The organism is Paenibacillus sp. FSL R5-0928 (assembly GCF_037970385.1).
GTDB lineage: Bacteria > Bacillota > Bacilli > Paenibacillales > Paenibacillaceae > Paenibacillus_AQ > Paenibacillus_AQ odorifer.
This window is the reverse complement of the sequence record NZ_CP150225.1, coordinates 736,234-762,491: the sequence shown is the minus strand read 5'-3', so window position 1 is coordinate 762,491 and position 26,258 is coordinate 736,234. Positions and strand designations below refer to the sequence as shown.

24 protein-coding genes and 1 riboswitch are annotated in these 26,258 nt (G+C 47.5%); of the genes, 3 read left to right on the top strand and 21 right to left on the bottom strand.

All coding sequences use genetic code 11. The annotated features are described in order from the left end of the window. Positions 1 to 41: 41 nt before the first annotated feature. Positions 42 to 980, top strand: a complete 939-nt coding sequence (locus MKZ16_RS03345; RefSeq protein WP_081393339.1) for a hypothetical protein — start codon at positions 42 to 44, stop codon at positions 978 to 980. Positions 981 to 1,067: 87 nt separating this feature from the next. Here the strand turns inward: MKZ16_RS03345 and ilvA are convergent, their stop codons facing one another. The 19 genes from ilvA to MKZ16_RS03250 all read right to left on the bottom strand — a co-directional run bounded on the left by ilvA (position 1,068) and on the right by MKZ16_RS03250 (position 23,050). Next, positions 1,068 to 2,330, bottom strand: a complete 1,263-nt coding sequence (gene ilvA / locus MKZ16_RS03340; RefSeq protein WP_076104158.1) for a threonine ammonia-lyase IlvA — start codon at positions 2,328 to 2,330, stop codon at positions 1,068 to 1,070. Positions 2,331 to 2,488: 158 nt separating this feature from the next. Beyond that, positions 2,489 to 3,784: an SEC-C metal-binding domain-containing protein gene (locus MKZ16_RS03335; RefSeq protein ID WP_076104159.1), complete on the bottom strand. Its 1,296-nt coding sequence runs from the start codon at positions 3,782 to 3,784 to the stop codon at positions 2,489 to 2,491. A 287-nt stretch (positions 3,785 to 4,071) separates the two neighbouring features. Continuing rightward, positions 4,072 to 5,337: a phosphoribosylamine--glycine ligase gene (purD, locus tag MKZ16_RS03330; RefSeq protein ID WP_076104160.1), complete on the bottom strand. Its 1,266-nt coding sequence runs from the start codon at positions 5,335 to 5,337 to the stop codon at positions 4,072 to 4,074. Positions 5,338 to 5,360: 23 nt separating this feature from the next. Next, positions 5,361 to 6,908, bottom strand: a complete 1,548-nt coding sequence (purH, locus tag MKZ16_RS03325) for a bifunctional phosphoribosylaminoimidazolecarboxamide formyltransferase/IMP cyclohydrolase (protein ID WP_036680898.1) — start codon at positions 6,906 to 6,908, stop codon at positions 5,361 to 5,363. A gap of 206 nt (positions 6,909 to 7,114) precedes the next feature. Then, the gene (gene purN, locus MKZ16_RS03320; RefSeq protein WP_076104161.1) at positions 7,115 to 7,732 is read right to left on the bottom strand and encodes a phosphoribosylglycinamide formyltransferase; all 618 of its coding nucleotides are present in this window, start codon (positions 7,730 to 7,732) and stop codon (positions 7,115 to 7,117) included. After that, on the bottom strand, positions 7,732 to 8,772 hold the full coding sequence (gene purM, locus MKZ16_RS03315) for a phosphoribosylformylglycinamidine cyclo-ligase (RefSeq protein ID WP_076104162.1): 1,041 nt from the start codon (positions 8,770 to 8,772) through the stop codon (positions 7,732 to 7,734). The genes purN and purM overlap by 1 nt, the downstream gene beginning before the upstream one ends. A 365-nt stretch (positions 8,773 to 9,137) precedes the next feature. Beyond that, positions 9,138 to 10,634: an amidophosphoribosyltransferase gene (purF, locus tag MKZ16_RS03310; RefSeq protein ID WP_036680905.1), complete on the bottom strand. Its 1,497-nt coding sequence runs from the start codon at positions 10,632 to 10,634 to the stop codon at positions 9,138 to 9,140. Further along, the gene (gene purL / locus MKZ16_RS03305) at positions 10,619 to 12,865 is read right to left on the bottom strand and encodes a phosphoribosylformylglycinamidine synthase subunit PurL (RefSeq protein WP_076104163.1); all 2,247 of its coding nucleotides are present in this window, start codon (positions 12,863 to 12,865) and stop codon (positions 10,619 to 10,621) included. Before purL ends, purF begins: the two co-directional genes overlap by 16 nt. Continuing rightward, positions 12,843 to 13,532, bottom strand: coding sequence for a phosphoribosylformylglycinamidine synthase subunit PurQ (purQ, locus tag MKZ16_RS03300; protein WP_036680909.1), 690 nt, complete (start codon positions 13,530 to 13,532; stop codon positions 12,843 to 12,845). The genes purL and purQ overlap by 23 nt, the downstream gene beginning before the upstream one ends. A gap of 5 nt (positions 13,533 to 13,537) precedes the next feature. Further along, positions 13,538 to 13,783 (bottom strand): phosphoribosylformylglycinamidine synthase subunit PurS, encoded by a 246-nt coding sequence (gene purS, locus MKZ16_RS03295; protein WP_036680912.1) that lies wholly within the window; start codon positions 13,781 to 13,783, stop codon positions 13,538 to 13,540. 124 nt (positions 13,784 to 13,907) lie between these two features. After that, a complete protein-coding gene (locus MKZ16_RS03290) occupies positions 13,908 to 14,798 on the bottom strand; it encodes a phosphoribosylaminoimidazolesuccinocarboxamide synthase (RefSeq protein WP_076104164.1) in 891 nt (296 codons plus the stop codon). 245 nt (positions 14,799 to 15,043) lie between these two features. Further along, entirely contained in the window at positions 15,044 to 16,339 is a 1,296-nt protein-coding gene (gene purB / locus MKZ16_RS03285; RefSeq protein ID WP_036680917.1) for an adenylosuccinate lyase, read from the bottom strand. Positions 16,340 to 16,344: 5 nt separating this feature from the next. Further along, on the bottom strand, positions 16,345 to 17,466 hold the full coding sequence (gene purK, locus MKZ16_RS03280) for a 5-(carboxyamino)imidazole ribonucleotide synthase (protein ID WP_235219449.1): 1,122 nt from the start codon (positions 17,464 to 17,466) through the stop codon (positions 16,345 to 16,347). Further along, a complete protein-coding gene (locus tag MKZ16_RS03275) occupies positions 17,369 to 17,605 on the bottom strand; it encodes a hypothetical protein (protein ID WP_249267791.1) in 237 nt (78 codons plus the stop codon). Before MKZ16_RS03275 ends, purK begins: the two co-directional genes overlap by 98 nt. After that, complete coding sequence (gene purE / locus MKZ16_RS03270) at positions 17,574 to 18,059, bottom strand: 5-(carboxyamino)imidazole ribonucleotide mutase (protein ID WP_038568659.1); 486 nt, start codon at positions 18,057 to 18,059, stop codon at positions 17,574 to 17,576. Before purE ends, MKZ16_RS03275 begins: the two co-directional genes overlap by 32 nt. Positions 18,060 to 18,364: 305 nt before the next feature. Then, a riboswitch (purine riboswitch) is annotated at positions 18,365 to 18,466 on the bottom strand. Between the two features lie 233 nt (positions 18,467 to 18,699). Continuing rightward, entirely contained in the window at positions 18,700 to 19,134 is a 435-nt protein-coding gene (locus MKZ16_RS03265; protein WP_036680923.1) for a universal stress protein, read from the bottom strand. A gap of 40 nt (positions 19,135 to 19,174) precedes the next feature. Beyond that, the gene (locus MKZ16_RS03260; RefSeq protein ID WP_036680925.1) at positions 19,175 to 19,438 is read right to left on the bottom strand and encodes a DUF1294 domain-containing protein; all 264 of its coding nucleotides are present in this window, start codon (positions 19,436 to 19,438) and stop codon (positions 19,175 to 19,177) included. 91 nt (positions 19,439 to 19,529) lie between these two features. Beyond that, positions 19,530 to 20,753 carry an MFS transporter gene (locus tag MKZ16_RS03255; RefSeq protein ID WP_052096757.1) on the bottom strand — a complete coding sequence of 408 codons (1,224 nt, stop codon included), beginning with the start codon at positions 20,751 to 20,753 and terminating at the stop codon, positions 19,530 to 19,532. Positions 20,754 to 20,914: 161 nt separating this feature from the next. Beyond that, a complete protein-coding gene (locus tag MKZ16_RS03250; RefSeq protein ID WP_076104165.1) occupies positions 20,915 to 23,050 on the bottom strand; it encodes a DNA topoisomerase 3 in 2,136 nt (711 codons plus the stop codon). Positions 23,051 to 23,177: 127 nt separating this feature from the next. Here MKZ16_RS03250 and tsaA point away from each other — a divergent pair, with 127 nt between their 5' ends. Together tsaA and MKZ16_RS03240 are read left to right on the top strand one after the other, a co-directional pair. After that, complete coding sequence (tsaA, locus tag MKZ16_RS03245) at positions 23,178 to 23,624, top strand: tRNA (N6-threonylcarbamoyladenosine(37)-N6)-methyltransferase TrmO (RefSeq protein WP_076104166.1); 447 nt, start codon at positions 23,178 to 23,180, stop codon at positions 23,622 to 23,624. Between the two features lie 154 nt (positions 23,625 to 23,778). Then, positions 23,779 to 24,354 carry a GyrI-like domain-containing protein gene (locus tag MKZ16_RS03240; RefSeq protein ID WP_076104167.1) on the top strand — a complete coding sequence of 192 codons (576 nt, stop codon included), beginning with the start codon at positions 23,779 to 23,781 and terminating at the stop codon, positions 24,352 to 24,354. A gap of 106 nt (positions 24,355 to 24,460) precedes the next feature. Here the strand turns inward: MKZ16_RS03240 and MKZ16_RS03235 are convergent, their stop codons facing one another. After that, the gene (locus MKZ16_RS03235; protein ID WP_038568651.1) at positions 24,461 to 25,648 is read right to left on the bottom strand and encodes a DUF4179 domain-containing protein; all 1,188 of its coding nucleotides are present in this window, start codon (positions 25,646 to 25,648) and stop codon (positions 24,461 to 24,463) included. Further along, positions 25,623 to 26,210 (bottom strand): RNA polymerase sigma factor, encoded by a 588-nt coding sequence (locus tag MKZ16_RS03230; protein ID WP_036680935.1) that lies wholly within the window; start codon positions 26,208 to 26,210, stop codon positions 25,623 to 25,625. Before MKZ16_RS03230 ends, MKZ16_RS03235 begins: the two co-directional genes overlap by 26 nt. Positions 26,211 to 26,258 lie beyond the last annotated feature (48 nt).

Genomic DNA, 26,258 nt, shown 5'->3' with positions numbered 1-26,258 from the left:
CTGAAAACTTTATTCCATCCGATAGATAGGGGGAAACTTCCATGATTAAGAAACATTATATTCTCTACTCCGTTCTAGCTATAGCCTTAGGGCTAGGCATAGTACCCAGTGCTATTCACGCCGAAGGTGCTACCAGCCCTCCTGGGGAAGGCGCTAAGGCAATTCCTCAAGCAGCTAGCAATAATCATGCAGAGGCTGTCTATAAAGCTGCATTACCGCTGTTATCTACCTCTGACAAGTTACCCGAAGCCATAAAATATTTGAACTCCAATATGTATGCGGTAGGGTCATATCGTGCAACAATGATGACCCTGAAGCTTGAGAATCTGCATAAAGCTGCGCTGCAAGCCTGGGAAAGTAAATTCAGTACCAGCACTGTCCAGCGGAAGCTCACCGCCATTTATAAAGCAGGCGCCAGCATGTCGTCTCTTGCCGCTATTACTGATGATCTCCAGCTGCGTACACTGCTTAAAAGTGCCAGCGAAAGCGGATATAAGCTGGAGACAGCAGAGGGTACTTTTTTCCCGGTGATCGATTATGGAGCTTACCGCAAGTACAAGCTATACGTTACCAATGATATCAGCGCTTATATTACCATTATGGCAACCGAATCGGACCTGCCCTCTTCCAAGGACAACGGGCTAGTTATCGCCTGGACTGAGGTTGCAGCCAGAGCTTTATCTCAAGAGCAATTCATTCAAAATCATCCGAAGTCAAACCGAATTTCTGCTGTAAAAGCCTTGTACACTATGTATGTGAATAATACGTTTTACGGCCAGAATAACACTCCTCTCTTCCATTATGACAATCTGGAAATGGATTTGGAGGCGCAAAAGGCTTACTCCAGTATTCTGACCAAAAATAATGACAGCAGCCCATTTCTACAAAAGCTGGATAGCTTCATGAAATTAATGAAAGACAATAGCTACAAATTGACCGATGAGGTCGAGCAATATCGTAAAACTTCGTTACCTCTCTAATAAAGAAATCACAAAAGCCCGTCCCTAAAATGAATAGGGACGGGCTTTTGCGTGTTCATTAACATGATTATTAAGTGGATGCGAGCATTAAATAAGGATGTTAAAGAGATTAGAATCCTTATTGATCTCTACATAATCGACGCCCTTCTGCTGCATCCGTTCGATGAGAGGTTCGTAGGCATCCGTTGACAATAATTCAATGCCCACAAGCGCGGGACCATTTTCTTTATCATGCTTCTTGATATACTCGAAACGGGTAATATCATCGTGAGGTCCAAGGATTTCGCCCAAGAACTCACGCAGCGCACCTGCCCGTTGCGGGAAGTTCACCATGAAATAGTGTTTTAAGCCTTCATAAATCAATGAACGCTCCTTGATCTCCTGCATCCGGTCAATATCGTTGTTCCCGCCGCTTATGATACAGACAACTGTTTTGCCGCGGATTTGATCACGATATTGATCAAGCGCTGCGATAGGCAGCGAACCTGCTGGCTCAACCACTATGGCATTCTCGTTATATAGTTCCAGAATCGTGGTACAAGCTTTGCCTTCAGGCACCATCACGATGTCATCCAGATGACGGGAACAAATATCATATGTCAGTCCGCCAACACGTTTTACAGCCGCTCCGTCCACGAACTTGTTAATTTCCTTTAGAGTCACCACTTCTCCAAGCTTGATCGCTTCCGTCATAGAAGCGGCTCCGAGTGGCTCCACACCAATCAACTTGGTAGAAGGACTAACTGTCTTCACATAGGTGGCTATACCCGCTGCCAGGCCGCCTCCACCAATGGTTACGAACATAAAGTCTGCAGGGTTGTCCAGACTCTCCATCACTTCCATTGCAATGGTGCCGTTGCCCGCAATGATTCGTGGCTCATCAAAGGGATGGATCAACGTCATCCCATGATCTATACAAGCTTGCAGTGCTTCATCATAAGCGTCATCAAAGGTATCGCCCTTCAGAATGACCTCAACAAACTCACCACCGAACCGCCGTACCTGCTTAACCTTCTGGTTAGGCGTAGTGCTTGGCATATAGACCTTGCCTTTAATTCCAAGCGCCTTACAGGAATAGGCTACGCCTTGTGCATGGTTGCCCGCACTTGCACAGACAATGCCTTTTGCTCTATCTTCTGCTGACAAACTACGAATCATATTATAAGCTCCGCGGATTTTGAAAGAACGTACAATCTGCAAATCCTCGCGCTTCAAATACACATCACAATCATACTTGGCTGACAGTACAGCATCACGTTGTAGGGGTGTCCGGATTATGACTTCACGCAGTACGTGATGAGCCCGCACAATATCTTCCATTCCTACGATTCGGTCTTCCTCTTCTCTCATAACCCTCTCGCCTCACTATCTATCTGTTATTCTACTTCTTGTAACATACTCTCCCGAGGACATTTTTTCAAGCATCCTAATCAGTGATAAAGAAAAAGAGACTAAAGGAACCCTATAGTCTCTTACTAATATTTGCTGTCTCTACGCTATGAAACCTACTAATCCTGTTGCTTCAGCATCCACTTCACCAGGTCTGGTAAGCTTGTCCACAAACGTGAATGTACAATAACATATTCGATAGCCTCGTTAGCGTCACCCACGCCTACAAAATCAGGCAGGTTATGCGGCAATCTTTTGATACCTAACAGATAATCCGGCACATGCTTGTTCACATTCTTCGCCACGCGGTAGAGCATTTTGAGCTGGGAAGTAATCCCGTTCTTCTTATATTCTAAAACCATACGGTCATATGCTACTGTTGCTGCTGCATCCTTGCCGAACTTCTCCAGTACCTTCTCGGTCTTCTTAAGCTTATTGGTGTAAAGGTACGTTGCCGTTAGAAGGTAACGCGCACCTGTGTTATCTTCTGGGTTCAATTCTAGAATGTGCTCCAGCGTCTTTTGTGCTTCTTCTGCATTTCCGCTAAACCAGCAGGAGTCAGCGTAGCTTTTGCAGATTCGAATGTACGAACGTGTCTCGTAAAGACTCCAGAAATGTCCTTTGTTCTCAGTGAAAAAAGCTTCTCCAAGCTCACGCGCACCCGCTTCCATCCCTGCTTTCAGATAAGCACGGGCATCTGCTTCATTCTCGGCTTCCTCAGCCAAAATGAGATAGGCGTCCGGACTGTCCGGATAAACTTCCAATGCCGCTTCTGCTAGCTGGATCCGACGATTGGATGCTTTAGTTTCCATTGCTTTTTGCAGCAAAGCCTGTTCCTGATCCTTCGGAGTGCCTGAAACGTTGAGCAAAAGTAATTCTTCCTCTGCCCCGCCCATGCCATACTGTTCGATATAATTAAGCATCTCTTTAACTTTTCTGGAGATGGTAGGTGCAGTAACCTCATGTTTGATCGCTAGATCAGCTTGAGTTTGAAGGAAACCATATTCCTCAGACAAGATAAATTCGATAGCCGCGCAGAAGGAGCCCATTTTCTTCACTGCAGGCTTGATGTGACGGGAATAACCATTCCATAGAACCAGACCTTCCCAGATTAGCTCCCGGTCATAGCTGTCTCTCATGGTCTCAATAAGGTGCATAGCCAATTGTTCATGTGCTGGATGCTCCCATTTCAGATCACGTGACACCTTTTTTTTGAGCGTGGTTAGGGTAAGTTTAGCTTCAGAAATGGCTGCCGCTTCTGGTTTCTCGGCCACAGCCACAGTAGCAGCGGATTCTTCCGTTGTTACCAGTCGCATGATGGATTCCACTGCAGAAGTTTCTTTCCCTAGGCAGCATTTCTTATATTTTTTCCCGCTTCCGCAAGGACACATATCATTTCTTCCAATCTTACTCAAAACGAATTCCCCCTTAAATCTGTGAGTAGCCATTCGCCATAAGCGTATCGCTAGTATGCACTATAAGTATCAACATTTTCAGGCACGAGGCATCCTTTATAAGGTTACTGCACAAAGTCTGAAGGACTCCGATTTAAAAGGGCCTTCCCATGATCGGAAAGGCCCTTATCTGTATATATCCGCACATTTTCCCCCGTACGTGTAGTATTATAGCACTTCTTCTATCACTTGTCAGTCCTTTTTTAGGACTTAAAGCGCAAAAAATTGCTAGATACAGTGCTTTATCCTTATACCAGAGCCTTCATAGCGATGTCGCTGCGATTCTGTTTCCCGGAAAAAGAGATTCCTTCAGCCCTAGCATAGGCTGCTGAACGAGCTTCGGCAATCGTAGCACCCAAGCCTACCACGCCTAAGACCCGTCCGCCGTCCGTTACCCAGCTGCCATCTGCCCCCCGTGCTGTACCGGCATGAAAGATCAGCCCTCCTTGGCTGTCCTCAAGCCCTTCAATCGGCACTCCTTTAGGATAAGAGCCTGGATATCCTCCAGAAGCGAGAACCACGCACACCGCTGCTTCGTCGCTCCATTCAATGTCGATATCCGCAAGTCTACCCTCGGTTACTGCCAAAAATATTTCTAATAAGTCGCTCTTCAATCTAGGCAGCACGACCTGTGTCTCCGGATCCCCAAACCGGGCATTAAATTCAATGGTCTTTGGTTTACCTTCTGGAGAAATCATCAGCCCTGCGAACAAAACGCCGCTAAACGAACGGCCTTCAGCTACCATAGCCTTGGCTGTTGGCTTAATGATGGTCTCAATCGCTTCTTGGATAATCGCCTCGTCGATATGCGGTAGAGGCGAATAGGTGCCCATTCCACCGGTATTAGGACCTTTATCTCCATCGTAAGCAGGCTTATGATCCTGAGCGGCAGCCATCGGACGAACTGTCTCTCCATCAACAAAAGCCAAAATCGACATTTCTTGACCCGCCAGGAACTCTTCAATGACAACCTGAGCGCCAGCTTCACCAAACACTTTGGTTACCATAATATCAGCTAGTGCCTGCTCTGCCTCTTCCCGTGAATAGGCAACGGTCACACCTTTTCCTGCGGCAAGCCCATCTGCCTTGATTACGATCGGCAGCGGTTGCTCGCGTAAGTAAGCCAGTGCAGCTTCGTAGCCATCAAATTTTTCATAGGCTGCTGTCGGAATATTATATTTGTGCAAAAGATCCTTCATAAAGGTTTTGCTGCCTTCGATCTCAGCTGCATTCTTGCGCGGACCAAACACAGGAATAGCCTGTGCTTCAAAAGCATCCACAATGCCCCCTGCTAACGGATCATCCGGTCCGATTACAACAAGACCTACTTCCTTCTCTTTTGCAAAAGCCGTCAGACGGTCGAACTCAAACACACCGATAGGCACACATTCTGCTAGCTGCGCGATCCCGGCGTTGCCGGGTGCGCAATAGATTTTACCAACCTTGGGGCTTTGGGACAGGCTCCAAATAATCGCATGCTCCCGGCCGCCGCCGCCAACCACTAAAATATCCATTAGAATAAAATCCTCCCAGCGTTCTAGTGTTTGAAATGACGGACGCCTGTGAAGACCATAGCAATTCCATACTCATTCGCGACCTTGATCGATTCTTCGTCTTTAATGGATCCGCCTGGCTGAATAACTGCGGTAATGCCTGCTTTGGCTGCCATTTCAAGCGTATCTCCCATTGGGAAGAAGGCGTCAGAGGCAAGGACTGATCCTTTGGACTTCTCGCCAGCTTGTTCAATTGCAATTTTAGCTGCGCCAACGCGGTTCATTTGCCCTGCACCTACGCCAACTGTCATATCATCCGCAGCTAATACGATCGCATTAGATTTCACATGCTTAACTACCTTCCAGCCGAACAACAGCTGTTTCAATTCTTCTTCGGTTGGCTTACGGTCCGTAACAACTTGTAGATCATCCGGGTTCACAGAATGCACATCGCTCTCCTGCACAACCATTCCTCCATCAATAGAGGTAACTACGAAGCTGCTCTTACGCGCACTAGCCGTGCTGAGATTGCCGATTTTGAGCAACCGCAGGTTCTTTTTCTTCGTAAGGATTTCCAGTGCTTCTTCCGTAAAGCCTGGCGCCAATACGATTTCGAGGAAAATCTCTTTCAGCAGATTAGCAGTGTCCGCGTCGATAATCCGGTTAGCGGCTACTATTCCGCCAAAGATAGAGGTTGGGTCTGCGTTGTAAGCTTTTTGATAAGCTTCGTATACACTTTCACCGACACCTACACCACAAGGATTCATATGTTTAATGGCTACGACAGCAGGTTCTTCAAATTCTTTCACGATTTGCAGCGCTGCGTTAGCATCGTTGATATTGTTGTAGGATAATTCTTTGCCATGCAATTGCTCAGCTGCTGTAAGAGTATCCCCCGCAGCCAAAGGCTTGCGATAGAAAGCTGCTTTTTGATGTGGATTCTCGCCATAGCGCAGATCCTGAATTTTCTCATAAGTCACGGTGTAGCGCTCAGGAAGCGGTTCGCCAGTAACATTAGCCAAATAATCGGAAATTAAGGCATCGTAAGCCGCCGTATGACGGAACACTTTTGCCGCAAGACGTTTGCGTGTTTCCAGCGTTGTATCTCCACCTGCGCGAACCTCTTCAAGCACTGTAGCATAGTCGTTAGCATCTACCACTACACTTACAAAAGCATGGTTCTTCGCCGCAGAACGCAGCATCGTCGGTCCGCCGATATCGATATTCTCGATGGCTTCTTCATACGATACATCCGGTTTAGCAATGGTTTCCGCGAACGGATACAGATTTACTACTACCAGATCAATGTAGTCCAGACCAAGCTCTTTCATTTGACGCGTGTGTTCCTCATTGTCACGAACCGCTAGCAATCCGCTGTGTACAGCCGGGTGCAAGGTTTTGACACGTCCATCCATGATTTCCGGGAATCCTGTAACATCGGAAATACCGATGACTGGAACACCTTCCTTAGCCAAAAGCGTGCTTGTTCCACCTGTGGAAATAATCTCTACGCCTAATGCAGACAACTCGCGGCAAAAATCCACGATACCTTGTTTATCCGATACGCTAACTAGCGCTCTTTTGATACTCACTTTGAATAGTCCTCCTTCGGGTTGTACGTGCGATTTAATGTGATGACATCTAAAAGCTTGGGAAATTACTATAAGAAAGAATCTGACTCTATTACCTACTACACGACACATAATGCCGCTTATGCAATATTTCCCGAGAAATACCCTGAAATCTCTCCGCCTGTCACCAAATGTCGATCCAAAACTTTGAATGACTACAGTGTGGCTTACTTTTCGCGGATAATCGTCTTTCTTCCACTCAGTTCCACTTTCCCGCTGGCAAAAGCGCCAACCACTTCAGGATATAACTCATACTCAACCTTATGAATCCGTTCCGCCAATGAATCCGCCGTGTCGTTATCCAACACAACTACGCTACGCTGAGCAATAACTGGCCCGGTATCCATACCTCCATCGACAAAATGCACAGTGACTCCCGTCAGCTTCACGCCATAATCCAGCGCTTGTCCGATCGCATCCTTTCCAGCAAAAGCAGGCAGCAGCGATGGGTGAATGTTAATAATCCGACCCGCATACGGCGTTAAAAGCACTGGTGTAATGAGGCGCATATACCCTGCCAGCACAACCAGCCCGATTTCCCGCCGCTGAAGCTCTGCTACAATCTCTGCTTCGTAGAGCTCACGGCTGGCGAAGTCTTTTGGCCGCAGCAGGAGGGCGGGAATTCCCGCATCCTCCGCACGTTGTGCTACAGGCGCTTCCGGCTTGTCCGAGACAAGCAATTCAATCCTGCCGTCTCCAAGCAAGCCTGCTCTCTGTGCCTCGATCAGTGCTGCAAAATTGCTGCCCTGCCCCGAAGCAAAAACAGCGATTCGACTTGATTGCATCACACTTCAGCTCCAGTAAAGGTTACTTTGCGTTCCCCTTCTGTTACTTTCCCAATGATATACGCCTCTTCTCCGCTAGCTTTAAGCAGTTCAAGAGCGCGTTCTCCATCAGCAGCGCTAACTACCAGAACAAGACCAATTCCCATATTAAAAGTAGTGAACATATCACGGTTGCTTACGTTACCTTTGTTCTGCATCAACCCGAAGATTGGCAGAATCGGCCACGATCCGTAATTGATCTCCACGTCTACATTATCAGGCAATACGCGTGGGATATTCTCGATGAATCCGCCACCCGTAATGTGAGCCATACCTTTTACCGGAAGCTGCTCCAGCAGTGCCAGCAAAGGCTTCACATAAATCTTAGTTGGTGCAAGGAGTACATCCGCCAGCGGAGCGCCAAGCTCAGGAAGCACGTCATTCAGACCATAACCCTCTTGCTCAAGCAAAAGCTTACGCACCAGCGAGAAGCCATTGCTGTGCACACCACTGGAAGCCAGACCAATCACTGTGTCTCCAGCAGCGATGTCAGCGCCTGTTACCAGCTTCGCTTTATCAGCTACGCCCACTGTGAATCCAGCGATATCATATTCACCTGCTGAATACATACCCGGCATCTCAGCCGTTTCGCCGCCAATCAGTGCACAACCCGCTTGGTGACAGCCTTCAGCGATTCCAGCTACGATAGCTTCGATTTTCTCCGGCACCACTTTGTCGCAAGCCAGATAGTCGAGGAAAAAGAGTGGCTCTGCGCCTTGCACTACGATGTCGTTCACGCACATAGCTACAGCATCGATGCCAATCGTGTCATGGCGATCCGCCGCGAATGCGATTTTGAGCTTTGTGCCTACACCATCGGTTCCCGATACAAGCACTGGCTCTTCATATTTATCTTTATTGAGGCCAAACAGCGCTCCGAACCCACCAAGATCCGTCATTACTTCTGGACGGTAAGTACGTTTTACGTGCTTTTTCATGCGTTCTACCGCTTCATTACCAGCCGCAATATCCACTCCGGCGTTTTTATAAGCTTCCGACACTATTGGACACCTCATCTTTTAATAGTTTAGAGCGCGTTTGGGCGCATTCGGCTTTTGGGTGGTTGTAGGGGAGTTACTGCGAGGAATGTTTGGACTTCCGATCGCTGTTATGCTCGAATTCCTTTGAATTTTTTACCGCTGAGCGGTAGAAATTCGAGCATAAAGGCGAACGCTAACGCTTCTACAGTTCCAAACTTCCTCTCCATAACTCCCTCCAACCACCGGTTTGTCCCTACTGCAAGCCGCAGTGCGCGCCTTGCACACGGACCTCAAGACCTCGGTGCATGAGCTGCGCCATGCAACCTCTTCTAGCGATATAAGCGAGTACCCACACTTTGCAAGGGAGACTTAGGGGGATGGCCCTACTAACAGCTGCAGCCATCTTTCTCTGCCCCGCCAAAATCCACCTGCGTCGGGTAATCATTATCAAAGCAAGAAAGGCAAAGTCCGCCTTTATAGTCATCTTTGTTGTGTCCACCAATGGAAGAGATTAAGCCTTCCGGCGACAAAAATGCCAAGGAATCGGCGTTGATCTCTTCGCACATTTCCTCAATGGTCTTGTAGGACGCGATGAGATCGCGGCGGTCTGGTGTATCAATGCCGTAGAAGCAAGGATTCTTGAACGGCGGTGAAGTAATCCGCACATGCACTTCAACAGCTCCCGCTTCCCGAAGCAGATTGACGATTCGGCGTGAGGTCGTGCCACGAACGATAGAATCATCGATCATAACGACACGTTTGCCATCAACTACACTGCGCACGGCGCTCAGCTTCATCTTCACACCTTGCTCACGCAGTTCTTGGCTCGGCTGGATGAAGGTCCGTCCAGTGTACTTATTCTTAATGAGCCCAAGCTCATAAGGAATTCCCGTTTGCTCGGCATACCCGATGGCTGCTGAAATACTGGAATCCGGCACACCGGTTACGAGATCAGCATCGACAAAAGCTTCCAGTGCCATGCGGCTACCCATCCGCTTACGGGCGGAGTGCAGGTTAGAGCCGTTCATATCACTGTCTGGGCGGGAGAAGTAAATATACTCCATCGCGCACAGCGCTTTACGTTTGGGTTCGGTAAAACGGTCCTCTAAGAGGCCGTTTTTGTCGAGGACTAGCAATTCGCCAGGCTCAATATCACGAACCAGCTGTGCCCCAATGACCTCTAATGCGCAGGACTCGGAAGCAAAAATATAAGCTTCACCAATCCGTCCCATCACTAGCGGACGCAAGCCATGGGAATCTGAAGCGACAATTAACTTGTCATTTGTCATAAGCAGAAAAGCAAACCCGCCAACGAGCTGCTGCAGCGCATCTTTTGCCGCTTCAACAAAATCCTTTGGCGAACGGGCAATCAGATGCGCCAGCACTTCTGTATCACTCGTAGTTTGAAAGATCGACCCGCTTTGCTCCAGCTGTTTGCGGATCAACGGTTCATTTACTATGTTGCCGTTCGTAGCAATCGCCAAATCGCCGTCACGATATTTAAATACCAGCGGCTGCGCATTGGTTAAGCGGCTGTCTCCACTAGTGGAATAACGTACATGCCCAATGGACATGTCTCCAACCAATGAGGCAATTTTGTCCTTGTCGAATACTTCTTTTACTAACCCCATCCCGCGGTGATAGTTGAAATCGCGACCGTCTGCTACGCAGATTCCCGCACTTTCTTCTCCACGGTGTTGTAAGGCGTGTAAGCCGTAATAAGACATGGACGCCGCTTCCGGGTGTCCGAAGACCCCGAAAACGCCGCATTCTTCTTTTAATGTGTCAAAAATATCTCCCGAGCCCGTTCCTTCATTGTAAAAGTCACCAGTCCACAGGATAGGAGTCTCCTGCTCTTTCCCGGTCTTTATTTCATAAGACATGGAATAGCATCCTCCCAAACGAATTTCAATTCTGCTACAGCTTCATCTAGTGCGGACACGCCGTCCAGATTTACGCGCAGTCTGTCTCCACCTACAGTTCCGATGTTCTCCACTGGAACACCGCTGGCTGCAATCGCTGCTTTCAGCTCTTCCGCACGTTCAGGAGCGGCTGTCAGCACAATGCGTGATTGGCTTTCGCTGAACAATGCTACATCAGATCTAAGACCGTTAGCTGAAAGCTCAACGTTCGCTCCGATTCCACCGCTGATACAGCTCTCTGCAAGTGCTACGGCAAGTCCACCTTCGGACAAGTCATGTGCGGAACGCACCAGACCGCCACGAATTGAGGTAAGGACTGCGTTCAGCAGTTTTTTCTCAGTAGCCAAATCCAAAGCCGGAGGACGACCTTCGGTCACACCATGAACAGCATATTGGAATTCACTGCCGCCCAGCTCAGCCTTGGTCACTCCCAGCAGAAGAATAGAATCTCCTTCTTGCTTGAACCCTTGAGTCGTAATATGATCCGTGTCCGCTACTAAACCAACCATGCCGACAACCGGCGTTGGATAGATGGAACCCGTAGTATTTTCGTTATAAAGACTGACATTACCACCGATAACCGGAGTATCCAGCACACGACAGGCTTCAGCCATACCATCAACCGCACGCTCCATTTGCCAGAACACATCAGGCTTCTCAGGATTTCCGAAGTTCAGGTTATCCGTAATAGCCAGCGGTTCAGCACCGGAACAAACGATGTTGCGTGCCGCTTCGCTGACTGCAATACGTCCGCCCACTTCAGGATCAAGATGAACATAACGGCCATTACAGTCTGTAGTCATCGCAAGTCCTTTACGAGTACCATGAATGGTAACTACAGCCGCGTCAGATCCAGGGCGTACAGCTGTGCTCGTCCGCACCATGTAATCGTATTGATTGTATACCCATGCTTTACTTGCTACGGTTGGTGATCCAAGTACTGTACGCAATGCACCGCCCAGATCTGTAACTTCCTCGTAACGAAGGGTATCTACCTTTTCATTCGCAATATAATAAGCAGGAACCTCAGAGGGTTTATTATATACTGGGCACTCATCCACGAGCGCCGTTACTGGCATGTCACCAACAACCTCGCCGTGATGATACAATTTCAAGCGGCCATCATCCGTAACTTTACCGACTTTACAGCAGATAACACCCCAGCGGTCAAAAATCTCTTGTGCCTGGGCCTCATCCTTCGGCTCAACGACGAACAACATCCGTTCTTGTGATTCTGAAAGCATCATTTCGTAAGGCGTCATGCCCTCTTCACGTTGTGGCACCTGATCAAGATATAGCTCCAGACCGTTGCCTGCTTTACTTGCCATCTCCGCACTAGAGCATGTAAGACCCGCTGCACCCATATCCTGAATCCCGATAACGATGCCGCTGTCGATCAGTTCTAGACAAGATTCCATTACGAGCTTTTCCATAAATGGATCGCCGACCTGTACAGCGGTACGTTTAGCTTCTGATTCCTCACTAAGCTCTACCGATGCAAAAGTAGCACCATGAATTCCATCACGTCCTGTAGGAGGGCCTACATAGAAGACTGGGTTGCCTACACCCTTAGCTACACCACGTTGGATTTTGTCATGATCGATCAGACCCACACACATTGCATTAACTAGCGGATTGCCATCATAGCTATCATCAAACATGATTTCGCCGCCAACCGTTGGAATCCCGATACAGTTACCATAACCAGCAATACCAGACACAACATGTTCGAACAAATATTTTACTCGATCACTTTCCAGCTTCCCGAAACGTAGTGAATTGAGGATTGCGATAGGTCTGGAGCCCATGGAGAAAATATCACGGATAATCCCGCCCACACCCGTTGCCGCACCTTGGAAAGGTTCTACCGCTGAAGGGTGGTTATGACTTTCGATTTTGAAAACAACCGCTTGGTTGTCACCGATATCTACAATCCCTGCGCCCTCGCCAGGTCCCATCAGGACACGTGGTCCGGAAATTGGGAAACGTTTCAGGAGTGGTTTGGAGTTCTTATAGGCACAGTGCTCGGACCACATTACGCTGAATACGCCGATTTCAGTGTAGTTCGGCAAACGTCCCATAAAAGACTTGATCAGCTCATATTCGCTGTCCGACACACCGAACTGGCTGTAAATTTTCTGCTCCGCAATCTGTTCTGCGGTCGGTTCCTTAACGGATACTTGCTGCGTCATGACGATCCCTCCAAGTCTTCAGTATGGATGTAAACATTCTTTTGCCGTCTTCTGAACCAAGTAAACTATTAGCCGCGCGCTCAGGGTGAGGCATCATGCCAACCACATTCCCTTGTACGTTACTAACACCCGCAATATCGGCTACGGAGCCGTTAGGATTATCGCTATAGGTAAACACGATCTGATTGTTAGCTTTCAGCTCTGCCAAAGTCTCGTCATCACAATAGTAGTTTCCTTCACCGTGTGCGATTGGGATGATGATTTCTTCATCTTTAGCATAGTCAATAGTAAATGGGGTTTCATTATTAACAACCTTAAGCACTGTATCGTGACAGCGGAACTTCATCGACATGTTGCGGCGAAGCGCACCTGGCAGCAAACCAGCCTCAGTAAGAATTTGGAACCCATTGCAAATGCCCAGCACGTATTTCCCTTGCTCTGCTGCTTTAGCAACTTCCGCCATAACAGGAGCAAATCTGGAAATCGCGCCACAGCGCAGGTAATCACCATATGAGAATCCGCCTGGAACCAAAATGCAATCATACGCCGACAAATCCGTCGCTGTATGCCACACATAGTCGACTGGTTCGCCGAGACTGTCCTCTACCGCCTTGTAGCAATCAATATCACAGTTGGAGCCTGGGAAGACAAGTACAGCAAATTTCATGTCGTTTAGTCCTCCAATTCGTAGCGGTAATCCTCGATCACCGTGTTGGCAAGTAGCTTTTCGCACATTTCCTTGAGACGCACTTCCGCTTCAGCACGGTTATCCGTATCCAAAGTCAGCTCCATATATTTCCCGATACGCAAGCTTTCAACTTCTTGGAAGCCTACCGAATGAAGTGCTCCTTGTACTGCTACCCCTTGTGGATCAAGAACGCTTTTCTTTATGGTGACATATACCGTCGCTTTTAACATATGCTTGTAGTTCCTCCTAAATTTTAATGAGCATACCCTCTGAAACTGAAATTCTACAATGAGTACATTTAGCTTCAAAAATATATACTGAATTTATTCCCATGAGTGCACACACTATGTTGAACTATAAAGACTTGCCAGTAAGACGATGATAAATGTCCAGATAACGCCGTGTAGTTTCTTCTACTACTTCAGTTGGGAGCGGATCAGGTTTACTATTCTTATCCCAGGCAGATGCAGATAGATACGTACGAACAGGCTCTTTATCCATACTATCAATTTCAATATCAAGCGCGTATTTATCCTTAGCCCAGAAGCGGGAAGCATCCGGTGTAAAAATCTCATCGATCAGAATCACCTTGCCGTCCAACAAGCCGAATTCGAATTTGCAGTCCGCAAGAATGATCCCCCGCTCAGCACAATACTCTCTAGCAAAAGCGAACAGCTTTAAGCTCTTTTCCTGCAGCTCAAGCGCCAGATCAGCTCCGATTAATTCCTGCATTTTCTCAAACGGAATATCCTCATCGTGACCTACATCATTTTTAGCCGCAGGGGTAAAAATCGGCTCTGCCAGCAGCGCGTTTTTGCGGAGGTTAGCAGGAAGCTCAATACCATTTACCTTGCCTGTTTCTTGATACTGTCTCCAGCCGCCGCCAGTGATGCATCCACGCACTACGCATTCGATATCAATGCGCTCCGCTTTGCGTACCACCATGACACGGTTTCTGAGGGCCTCTTTGTCCTTAACTACGTCGCCAAGCAGATCCACATCGATATGAACGACATGATTCTCCATCAGCTCTTTAGTCTTTCCGAACCAGAACGCGCTCAGACGGTTAAGCACATTACCCTTTTCAGGGACCGCCGGGTCCAGCACATAGTCAAAAGCAGATATCCGATCCGTAACTACGATCAGTACATTTTCCCCTAAATCGTATAGCTCGCGAACCTTCCCTTTGTAGAGCAGCGGCGCATTGATGAGTTCCACGGCTGTGGATACGGCCGATGATGTCATGACCTTTCCTCCCTTGAACTAATGATCTTCCTAATAACTATCTGGTCTCAAAGGCGTAATTCCAAGGAATATTTGGACTTCCGATCGCTGTTATCCTCAGATTTCCTGATTGAACCGCTGCTGCGGTAGAAATCCGAGGATAAAGGCGAACGCTAACGCTTCTACAGTTCCAAACTTCCTCTCCATTACTCCTTCGACCGATTTTTTTATTCCTAGCTCCTTAGTTCACCACTAACTTATCTTTTTTAGATAAGTTCTAGCTTGCGGAAGATGGTATCCACATGCTTAAGGTGCCAAGAAGGGTTAAATGCATCTTCAATCTCTTCTGGGGTGAGGACATTAGTGATTTCAGGTGTAGCTTCCACGATATCACGGAACTGCTTTTGCTCTTCCCAAGCTTGCATCGCACGTGGTTGAACGGTATCGTACGCTTGCTCGCGGCTGAAGCCTTTATCAATCAGCTTGGTTAAGATCCGGCCAGAGAAAGGAACGCCGAAGGTACGGTTCATGTTACGCTTCATATTCTCTGGGAATACAGTCAGGTTCTTCACGATGTTTCCGAAACGGTTCAGCATGTAGTTCAGCAGCATCGTTGCATCCGGAAGGATGATACGCTCCACTGAAGAGTGCGAGATATCGCGTTCATGCCAGAGCGGCACGTTCTCATAAGCTGTAACCATATGTCCGCGAATCACGCGGGACAGACCGGAAATATTCTCGCAGCCAATAGGATTCCGTTTATGCGGCATAGCAGATGAACCCTTTTGACCTTTGGCAAAAGCTTCTTCTACTTCGCGAATCTCACTCTTTTGCAGAGCGCGGATTTCGGTAGCGAATTTGTCTAGCGAGGTTGCTACCAGAGCAAGAGCTGCCATATACTCAGCGTGACGGTCGCGCTGTAGAGTTTGTGTCGAGATCGGTGCAGGGCTTGTACCCAGCTTACGGCAGACAAATTCTTCTACGAATGGATCAATGTTGGCATACGTACCAACGGCTCCGGAGATTTTGCCAAATTGCACACCGTTCGCAGCATGGCGGAAACGCTCCAGGTTACGTTTCATTTCTTCGTACCACAATGCCATTTTCAGACCAAAAGTAGTTGGCTCAGCATGAACCCCATGAGTACGGCCCATCATCGGTGTATCTTTATAAGCAATAGCTTTATCTTTAAGGATCTCAATAAAGTTGATGATATCCTTCTCTAGAATCTCATTCGCTTGACGCAGCAAGTAACCCAGTGCTGTATCCACCACATCTGTGGAAGTAAGGCCGTAGTGTACCCATTTGCGTTCTGCGCCAAGGCTTTCGGAAACCGCACGTGTAAAGGCAATTACGTCATGACGTGTTTCCTGTTCGATTTCATCAATACGTGCGATGTCGAATTTAGCATCCTTACGCAGCTTAGCAGCGTCTTCATGTGGGATGACTCCCAGCTCCGCCCATGCTTCACAAGCGCATATTTCCACTTCCAGCCACGCTTTGAATTTATTCTCCTCAGTCCAAATGGCCCGCATCTCGGGTCTGCTGTAACGTTCGATCATATTCTTTAGTTCCTCCAAAGTTTAGATTGCTCCACCCAGGATAGGCCGTCTCCGGTATCCTTGCACAGCAGATTGATATGACCCATCTTACGACCAGTCTTACTCTCAGTCTTGCCATATATATGAAGCTTAGGTACAATACCCAGCTTATTATCTTTTTCCTCATGTGTACAGGTCGCTTTAATAGCACCATCCAAATGCTGACCTAATACATTTACCATAACTACAGGTGTCAAAAGCGTTGTATCGCCCAGCGGCAGATTACAAATCGCCCGGACATGCTGCTCGAACTGTGAGGTCACGCAAGCATCCATGGTGTAATGGCCGGAATTATGCGGCCTTGGTGCCAGCTCATTGACGAACAATTCACCGTCCGCTGTGACGAACATTTCCACGGCAAGCAGTCCAACCGCATTCAGCCCTGCGATTAAAGTCTCAGCCAGCTCGCAAGCTCTGCGCTGAATGTCTGCTGACACTCTTGCAGGTACAATGGACAGATGCAAAATATTATTTACATGAATGTTCTCAGAAGGCGGGAAGCTTTTGACCTCCCCAGATGCACTGCGTGCAGCAACAACGGATATTTCGCATTGAAAAGCTACAAACTTCTCAAGCACCAGCTCCGGAATCACCTCACCGGGTGCAACCTGCCGGAAAGCTTCTTCCAGCTCTTCTTCCTGACGAATCACAGCTTGACCCTTGCCGTCATAACCGCCTGTGGCTGTCTTGAGCACACAAGGTAGTCCAAGTTCAGCCGCCGCCTGTTTTAGCTCCGCAAGGCTGTCCACCTTCCGGTACGGGGCGACCGGAACGCCCGCCGCCTCGATGGCGGCTTTTTCGCGCAGCCGATGCTGCGTGGTATACAGCAGCGCGCTGCCCTGCGGCACGTACGATTCCTCCGCCAGCAGCGCGGCTACGCCCGCGTCGACGTTCTCGAACTCGTACGTGATGACGTCCGCGCGGCGGGCCAGCTCCCGCGCCGCGTCCCGGTCGTTATACGCCGCCGTGATCTGCGGCGTAACTTGACCGCTAGGCGCATCCGGCGCAGGATCCAGCGCCACGAAGCGGTACCCCATGGCGCTGCCGGCCAGCGCCATCATGCGCCCGAGCTGCCCGCCGCCGAGCACGCCGACGGTCGAGCCGGGCAGCAGCGTCCGGACGGTGTCCGCACCGGACGCTTGTGCGGCTGGCGAAGCTGCGCCGCCAGCCTCCTGCAGCTTCAGCTCCTCCGGTCTCATAAGCTGTCGCTGCTTTCCAATACTTCATCGCGGATCGCATCCCGACGCAGCTGCACACGCTGCTGCACTTCAGGGTCGAACGCTCCGATGATCTGTGCGGCCAGCAGGCCTGCATTTACAGCGCCTGCCTTACCAATAGCTACCGTTGCTACCGGTATGCCTCCAGGCATCTGCACGATGGAGAGCAGCGAATCCAGCCCATTAAGTGCTTTTGACTGCACTGGCACTCCAATCACTGGCAGGATTGTCTTTGCAGCCACCATACCCGGCAAATGCGCGGCGCCGCCTGCTCCTGCAATAATCACGCGAATGCCGCGGCCTGCGGCTTCCTCCGCATAGCGGAACATCAGGTCCGGTGTACGGTGCGCGGATACTACCTTCTTCTCATAAGACAATCCCAGCTCTTCCAGCACCCTACAAGCGTGCTCCATCGTATCCCAATCCGACTTACTACCCATGATGACAGCTACCTGCACAGACATGATTCGACCTACCTTCCAATCACTAGTATGAGATATCTTTATCTTGTAAATCCGAACAAGCAGAGACTACATTCTCGTCCTTCAGGGATGACTATCGTTTTCCTTAATAATATAAGGTTGATATATTACGTGTAACTTATTCCTTATATTAAAAAAGCCCGATGTCCAGACGCATTTTGCTGCGGGAGGATCGGACTAGTAAAGGAATTAGGAAAAAACACTCCCGCTTGCCTCTTACCAAACTGGCATTAAGCGCGGAAAGCTGCACAATGCATCACTCCATTATATGGACTGAACTATCGCATTCTAGCATCCTATTTCCTCGTAGTCCGGTAATTTACGGTTCCCGGGTAGAAACTTCCGGGCCATATTCCCGGTTTTATACGAGCTCTTCATGACATCAGTTTAACAATCCCCTACACATGATGTCAACTCAAACACGAACATTGGTAAAAACACCATAATAAATGTTCGCTTTTGGACGAATTTAAATTCTCAACAACCTTTTATTTTGTCAAGAAAGACTTCTTTCCGTACACTCCTAGCTCTAACACTCTATGTTGTTTAAGCTCCAGAATACGACCTATACTTCCTTAAATTGAAAAAAAGGAACGCTATCAGCGTCCCTTTGAACTCTATATTATTTTACAACCAGCACTGGAATACGAGCGCTTTGTACTACATTATGGCTGACACTGCCCAGAACAAATTCACGTATACCGCCAAGCCCGCGGCTGCCGATAACTATGATGTCTATAGCATTTTCCTTAGCATATTTCAAAATCACTTCCGCAGGAGATCCTTGTAAAAGCTCAACCTCAGCATTCAGGCCTTCAGCCTCAAGGCGTCCCTTCACTTCTTCGGTAGTCTGCACTGCCAAATCATAATATTCTTTATTTACTGAAGCTGGTAGAGGTGCAAGAGCTTCTCCGATAAAAAATCTTGGGAATTCAAATGCGTGTACGACATGCAATATAGAACCTGGTGTGACTTTAGCGAGTTCAATTGCGCGCTCCAATGCTTGATTAGAAGCCTTTGAACCGTCATAGGCTAGCAAAATTTTAGAGAATAACATGTACGCCACCTCTTTTTCTAGTTTGTAATCCTAAAGACTATTATCTTAAAAAATAGCTGTACAAAAAGATATTCAGCAGCAGCAGAAGCGGAATTCCGATCCTGAAGGATGTATGACGCGTCTTGTGGCGCTTACGGTACATGGCAATCAGCACACCTAGTGCGCCGCCCATGGCTGCCAGCAGAAAAAGTGTTTTCTCAGGTACACGTTCCCGCCTTTTGCGGGCTTTGTTCTTGTCCTCGGACATCACTACATACCCGATAATATTAATTACCACAAACCACAACATTACAACCTTGACCATTCTCCCGGGCTCCTCCTCCTTGCTTCCTATCTCTATTATATTCCCCTTTTGCACAAAAAACCAATCATCCTTACACGCTCTGCCAAGTCTGTTAAGTTTCTTTTAGCTGCTTCTGCTTCGTATCCTTCATCCATACCCAGGATAAAATTGTAGCCAACGCCGCCGCAATCCCACCTAACCAGAATCCTCCGGTCAAGCCATATACAGAGCTCATCCAACCTGCTACAAATGGCCCTGCTGACATCCCTATCGCATAAACGGCCTGATAGAACCCCATAGCTGTAGCCCGTTTAAAGGGATCTATTTCTGATACGGATTTACTCAACAGCAGCGGAAAAATAAGTCCCTGCATAAAACCATTCCCCACCTGAGTCAGACAAAGCGCCGCTAATGTCGGCATAGAAGGAATGAGCAGCGTAAACAGTGCGCTTCCCGCAAAGCCTAGCATAAGCTTCCCTCTATCACCCAGTAGCCCTCCAAACAGACGTGAACCGTAGAGTGTTGCGATGGCATGCGGAATCATAAAAGCGAGTGTTAGCCAGCCCAAACTTTCTTTGCTTGCTCCGATATTCAGCGCCTGGTTCGGAGTATATCCGAACATCGTTATAAATAGCACACAGTGCGCCAGCACAGACAACAGCGAGACTTTTACCAGCAGAGGTTCCTTTACGACACCAGCCAGCTCCTTGATCTGTATGGCATTTTGCCGTTTTTCCTGCTTTTGTTCCGGTAACCGAAGCGCAAGAATTAGTGCCGCAATAGCTACAATTCCACCAATCAGGAAGGGGGCATTCCAGCCCCAATGCTCTACCATATAGCCGCTGATCATCATGCTGGTCAATTGGGCGATTACTGTAGTAAATTGCAGCATGCCCATCGCTTTTCCAGCTTCCTCTTTTGGAAAATATCCTGCGAACATCACAGAGTACACAACCCATGCCGATGCTGCTATCCCGGATACCGCACGTGCTGCCAACGCCCAACCCGGCTGTGCTCCCCACATAAAAAGAAAACAGCTGACTCCACTCGCAATCAATCCCAGATAGATAAACGGCCGCCGCCTATTTAAATAATCTGAACCGATGCCAATGGGTATACGGAATAGGATCTGCATTAACCCATATATCCCAAGCACCATACCCACCATAAAATACGATGATCCCAAATGCTCAACATATGGTGAAAGCACCGGCACATAAATATAAGAAGAGAACCAAAACATAAATACAATAACCAAAAAGAAAAACCTGCTGCTTCCTTGCCCCTGTGGGCGATCTGCCGCTTTCAACGGATTCGCCTGCTGCTCAGCTGCCACCTAATCACCTGCTCCACTCATTTGCTTACCATTCTAATTCAAAGCCTATCCGTAGACCACATAAACTTACTAGGATATAAAAAAGACTACTGAGCACACTCAGCAGCCTTCATTATTCTAATCATTCGTTTTAATTGAAGCTAACCATCCGATGATTCCTACTACTTATCCTTCTTTTGTCCTTCAAGCGCTGCTTTCAGCAGTTCCCCAAGGTTAGAACCAATGCTTTCCTGCTTACTGTATTGCTGCACCAGCTTTTGCTGTTCACGTTTATTAACATGTTTGTGATCCTTATCTAAGGTCTCTGTGATTCCACAGCCTAGACATTGTACGAACATGCCTGCTTTACCCTCTTTAAGCTCCATTTTCTTATGGCACTGTGGGCAGCGGCGATTCGATAATCTTTTCTCACCTGCACGGGTGTAACCACAGTTATCTGCAGGACATACCAGCAGCTTCCCTCGTTTGCTCTTCTTCTCGAGTAGTCTTGTACCGCATTCCGGACAATGGCTGTTAGAGACATTATGCGGCTTATATTCTGCTCCGCTAGTTTTCACACCTGTTACCAATTCCTGTGCCATACTGCGGATACCTTGTAAAAAGAGCTCCGGTTTGCCTTGACCACGCGCTATTTTCTCCAGCTCAGCTTCCCAACGTGCGGTTAGATCCGGGGTACGTAGCTGAGTGGATACCAGCTCGATTAACTGCTTACCTTTTCCTGTCGGATGCAGGAGATTACCTTGCCGCTCAATCGTATCGGAGCTTACCAGCTTCTCAATAATATCCGCGCGGGTAGCCGGGGTTCCGAGGCCGTGTTTCTCCATTTGCGTCAACAGCGAAGCTTCATTATAACGCTTCGGTGGCTGCGTTCGGCCAGCACGCACCATACAGCGGCTAATCGTGACAGCAGCCCCTTCGCGCAGCTCAGGCAGCTTTACACTGCCCGCTGCCGGCTCGTCCACAGATTCCTCCTCGTCATCACTACTCATATCTCCGCCGTATACTTCGCGCCAACCGGCATCTTTAACCGTCGTCCCTTTGACATGAAAATTTTCGCCTTCTACATTGACGGTTACAGCTACCGCATCATAACGAGCTGGCGGATAGAACAAGCTTATAAAACGCCGCACAATCAGATCATACAACTTACGTTCCTCAGTACTCAGACCATTTAACAATACGGTCTGTTCTGTAGGAATAATAGCATGGTGATCACTGACTTTACTATCATCCACGATTCGTTTCGTAATCGGCAGCTGCTTGCGCAGCAATGGACGTGCTAACGCTGCATATGGACCGACCGCAACACTATCCAGTCTTTCCTTGAGTGTGCCCGTCATATCTGAAGTTAAGTAACGACTGTCCGTACGCGGGTATGTGACAAGTTTATGCTGCTCATATAACCGCTGCAGCACACTGGAGGTCTGCTTCGCGGAGAAGCCGAACTTCCGGTTCGCATCACGCTGCAGTTCAGTCAGATCATAAGCCAGTGGATGAGGTTCACTTTTCTCACTCTTCTGTACCTTAATAATACGGCCGCTGCGTCCTGTAAGCTTATCCTTTAAGCTGGCTGTCTTATCCTTTTCGAATATCCGGCCATCACCGTTACTGGCCCGCCATGCCGCTTGGAAATCCCCAAAATCAGCAGTCAGCGTCTCAAAATCGACGGAACGGAAACCCGTAATCTCCTGTTCACGATCCATGATCATCCCTAATGTCGGCGTTTGTACCCGTCCTGCTGAGAGCGGCGAACCGAACTTACAGGTCAAAGCTCTCGTGACATTCAGTCCAATCATCCAATCCGCCTCTGCGCGGCAACGTGCAGATTCATACAACCGATCAAATTCCCGACCCGGACGGAGTTTTGCAAATCCCTCTTTAATTGCCTTATCAGTCTGCGAGGATATCCATAACCGCTGGAATGGCTTTTTCCATCCTGCCATATTCATAATCCAGCGAGCCAGCAGCTCCCCTTCACGGGCAGCATCTGTAGCAACAATAAGCTCCTCAATGTCCTGACGTTTCATTAGATGCTGGACAGCTTTGTATTGCTGGTTGGTCTCCCGCAGCACCTTCAGCTTGGTCTTCTCCGGCAAAATCGGCAGATCCTCCAAGGCCCAAGTTGCAAACTTTTTATTATAATCCTCAGGCTCTGCCAGGCCGACCAAATGACCAAGCGCCCAGGTAACCACATATTTTGGACCTTCAATATAACTCTTCTGTTTATTATTACATCCCATGACCCGTGCAATCTCGCGTGCAACAGACGGCTTCTCCGCCAATACTAGTGTCTTCATAATGCTCCCCTTTCCACATCAAATTTCATTATAGCATTAAATGAATGTTAGCAAATATCGTCAGGCTTTACCGTATGCCTCTGTTATACACTAGATCATATCTGATACCCGAAAGGAGTCATAGTCAATGTATGAACAAGAAAGCTATAATATAGTACCTATAGGATGGGTTAGAGGTACAGCACAAAATTTGCGGCTTGAAATCAACCCAGAATTCAGACCGGCGCTTAAAGGTTTATCTCAGTTTAGTCATTGCCAAGTGCTTTGGTGGCTGCATGAGTTTGCAGATGATCATTTCCGGCAGACTACACAGATTCAGCCTCCTTATGAGGCGACCTTAACTGGAGTATTTGCTTCCCGTTCCCCTATTCGCCCTAATCCAATTGGGCTTAGTGTAGCAGCAATCCTGTCCGTCGATGTAGACTCTGGAATAGTAGAGGTGGCCGGGCTTGATGCCTATCCGGGTACACCGGTTCTCGACATCAAAGCCTATTTTCCTAGTGCAGATCGCGTAATGGAAGTGACCGTTCCCGATTGGGCTGCTGCTTGGGGCGACTGGACAGCAAATAATTGAAGTAATCGTGCTAGACACCATTTCTATTAACTGTTATGGGAGGACATCTCTTGAACAATCGCCAACTAATCATTCAAGCCTTAGATCTCATTGAGGATCGCTTAACCACGTTTCTTCCTGTAGCTGTCCTCTCCAAAGAAATGGGATACTCCCTTTGCTCCCTAGACTAAATGAACAAGATCTACTTCAAGTCCTTTCTGATAGTGATCTCTCCCCCCAGCTCGTTGATTTCGGAGAAATTATACTTCAAGGACCCGTAGTTAAAGTAGACCATGATTTCTCCGTCATTTCTGATACTTGGCCTTTGCTTTTCAATAAGGTAGCCACTATATCGGATAGAATACAGCCTGAAAAATATTATCAGCTTGGCTTCTGGCCAGATGACTATGAGAGTAATGGGTTTTCGATCATGTGTGCCTGCGAAATTAGTCCTATAAAAGCAGACCACAATCAGACTTTCCCCCTTCAGATCTTACCACCCATACGTTATCTGAAATTCATCCATAAAGGCCGGTCTTGTGATATCCCTTCTACCTATAAATATATCTACGGAATCTGGCTGCCGAAAACAGAATACAGGATGTCCATTCCATTTGAATTGGAATATTATGGCGAATTGTACCTTGGACCAGATAACGAAAACTCGGTGAGTGAAATTTATATTCCATTAGAATTTTTACAAGAAGAGACCACGTTGTCGTCTTTTATAGATGACAACCGGTTCTTTTAGAAATATAAAGATGTTATAGTTGTGTAGCTTATAAATTCTTCTCTTTTAATAAAAAGTCCGTATCTGCTATGCAGACACGGACTTTTTTTGCTTATGGGATTAACAGTTACTTTAGCTCCACCTGAATCGTTTGTTCAAGCTCCGGATAATAATGTTTAACTTGTTTTCCCTCTTCATCCCTTAATGCTTTATGATTTTCATCGATGGAGTAAGTAAACGGCTTAACTGTAATTGTCTTTGGTGTTTGCGCGAACGGTATGAAATCTTTGTCTACCAAAGGATAGACTATAGCTGGCAAGTTAAATGACCCGCCCGATGAGAACGCATTGCCTAGTTCATCAACAATTTCATAGAACATTTCAGAGGTTGTGTATCCATCCTTTTCTTTCACAGTTGGCGCTTTACCTTCTTCGCTGAGCTGTAATCTGCTTGTGGCTGGAGTTAATTCCAGCTTGGTAATCGTATAACTGAATTCTTCTGCCTCTTTTGTTTGGTTCAGATCAAGCTTGATAATTCCTTCCGTTACTTTTTTCACCGGCACCTTGATTACAAAAGGCTCTGCAATTTGTGTAACCGGCACACTGATGCTTAATTCAAATTCATCCCCCAAAGCCTCTATATTATTTAGATTTCTGTAATCGTATAAAATAGCATTCTTTTTTCCCTCAACATCACCAAAAGATGACATTTGGCTCTCCAGTTTTTTCCCATTCGGCAATTTCACTTCTGCTGAACCCAACAACCCTTTTTCGGACTGGTTCATTGTCACTTTCGCATGTTGTTCTGTTAGCGATGGATCGAACTCAATCGGTTCAATAATCATCTCAGCCATCATCTTATCATTATCAATGCCTTCCCGTTCAATCGCAAATGCCAACCGCGAGCCGTCATAATAGGCATCGGTAACCTTTAAGGTCACTCCATCATGAGTAACGCTTTGGTTAGGGGCAGTAGATAATCCTTTTTCCTCAGCAGCATTTAGACCTTTATCGTCAATTCCCTTGAAAATACTTCCTACAACAGGAATCTGCTTCAACGTTTCAGCCATGACCGGGGATACAAATCCGCTACCGATTATGCCCGCACCCAACACTGCTGCTGCCGAGGCAGCCACCAATGATTTTTTCAGGAACTTATTTCCATTCTTTCTTGACGCTCGTTTTTCCATTCCCTCGTCTCCTATTCGCTTCATAATTGAATCGCTGAAACTGTCTACCGGCATTTCATAATTTTGGAATGTTTGACGAATGTGCTCCATCTTCTGACTTTCAGTTGGATCTTGCCATTTCTCCATGAGGGCTGCCTCCTTCATTCATTCTTTGCCGGACTAACTTTTTGCGTAGACGTTCAAATTTTTTGCGTAAAGTAGCTGAATTACAATCCATAATCTGACCCATTTCTTCAAAACTGTATTGCTCAACCACCTTAAGAATCAAAAGATTGCTCTCTTCGGCTGTCAGGTCATCCATAAATAACTTCTGCAATGGCTCCTCATCGTTAGGATTATAATAGGCTTTGGGCTGCTGCTCTTTATATAGCGACAACAGACGCTTTCTTCGCTTGCGTTTGCGAACCTGATCCAGACAATGATGATAGGCCACTTTATACAGCCATGCACTAAAAGAGACTCGTTTCTCATAACGTCTGAGTTCCTGATACACTTTTACAAATATATCTTGCACAGCATCCTCTGCTTCTTCATGACTTCTCAAAATATAATAGCAATACGTATAAATCTTTCTTTCATAGGCTTGTATTATAGTTCTATAGGCTTCGCGGTTACCCGCAAGAACCTGATCGATAGCCTCTTCAATTATTGTTTGATTCACTTGGACCCCGGGGCTGCGACGTTCCAAAGAATCACCTCCTTGTTATTGACTACAACTATATAACGAATGTGATCC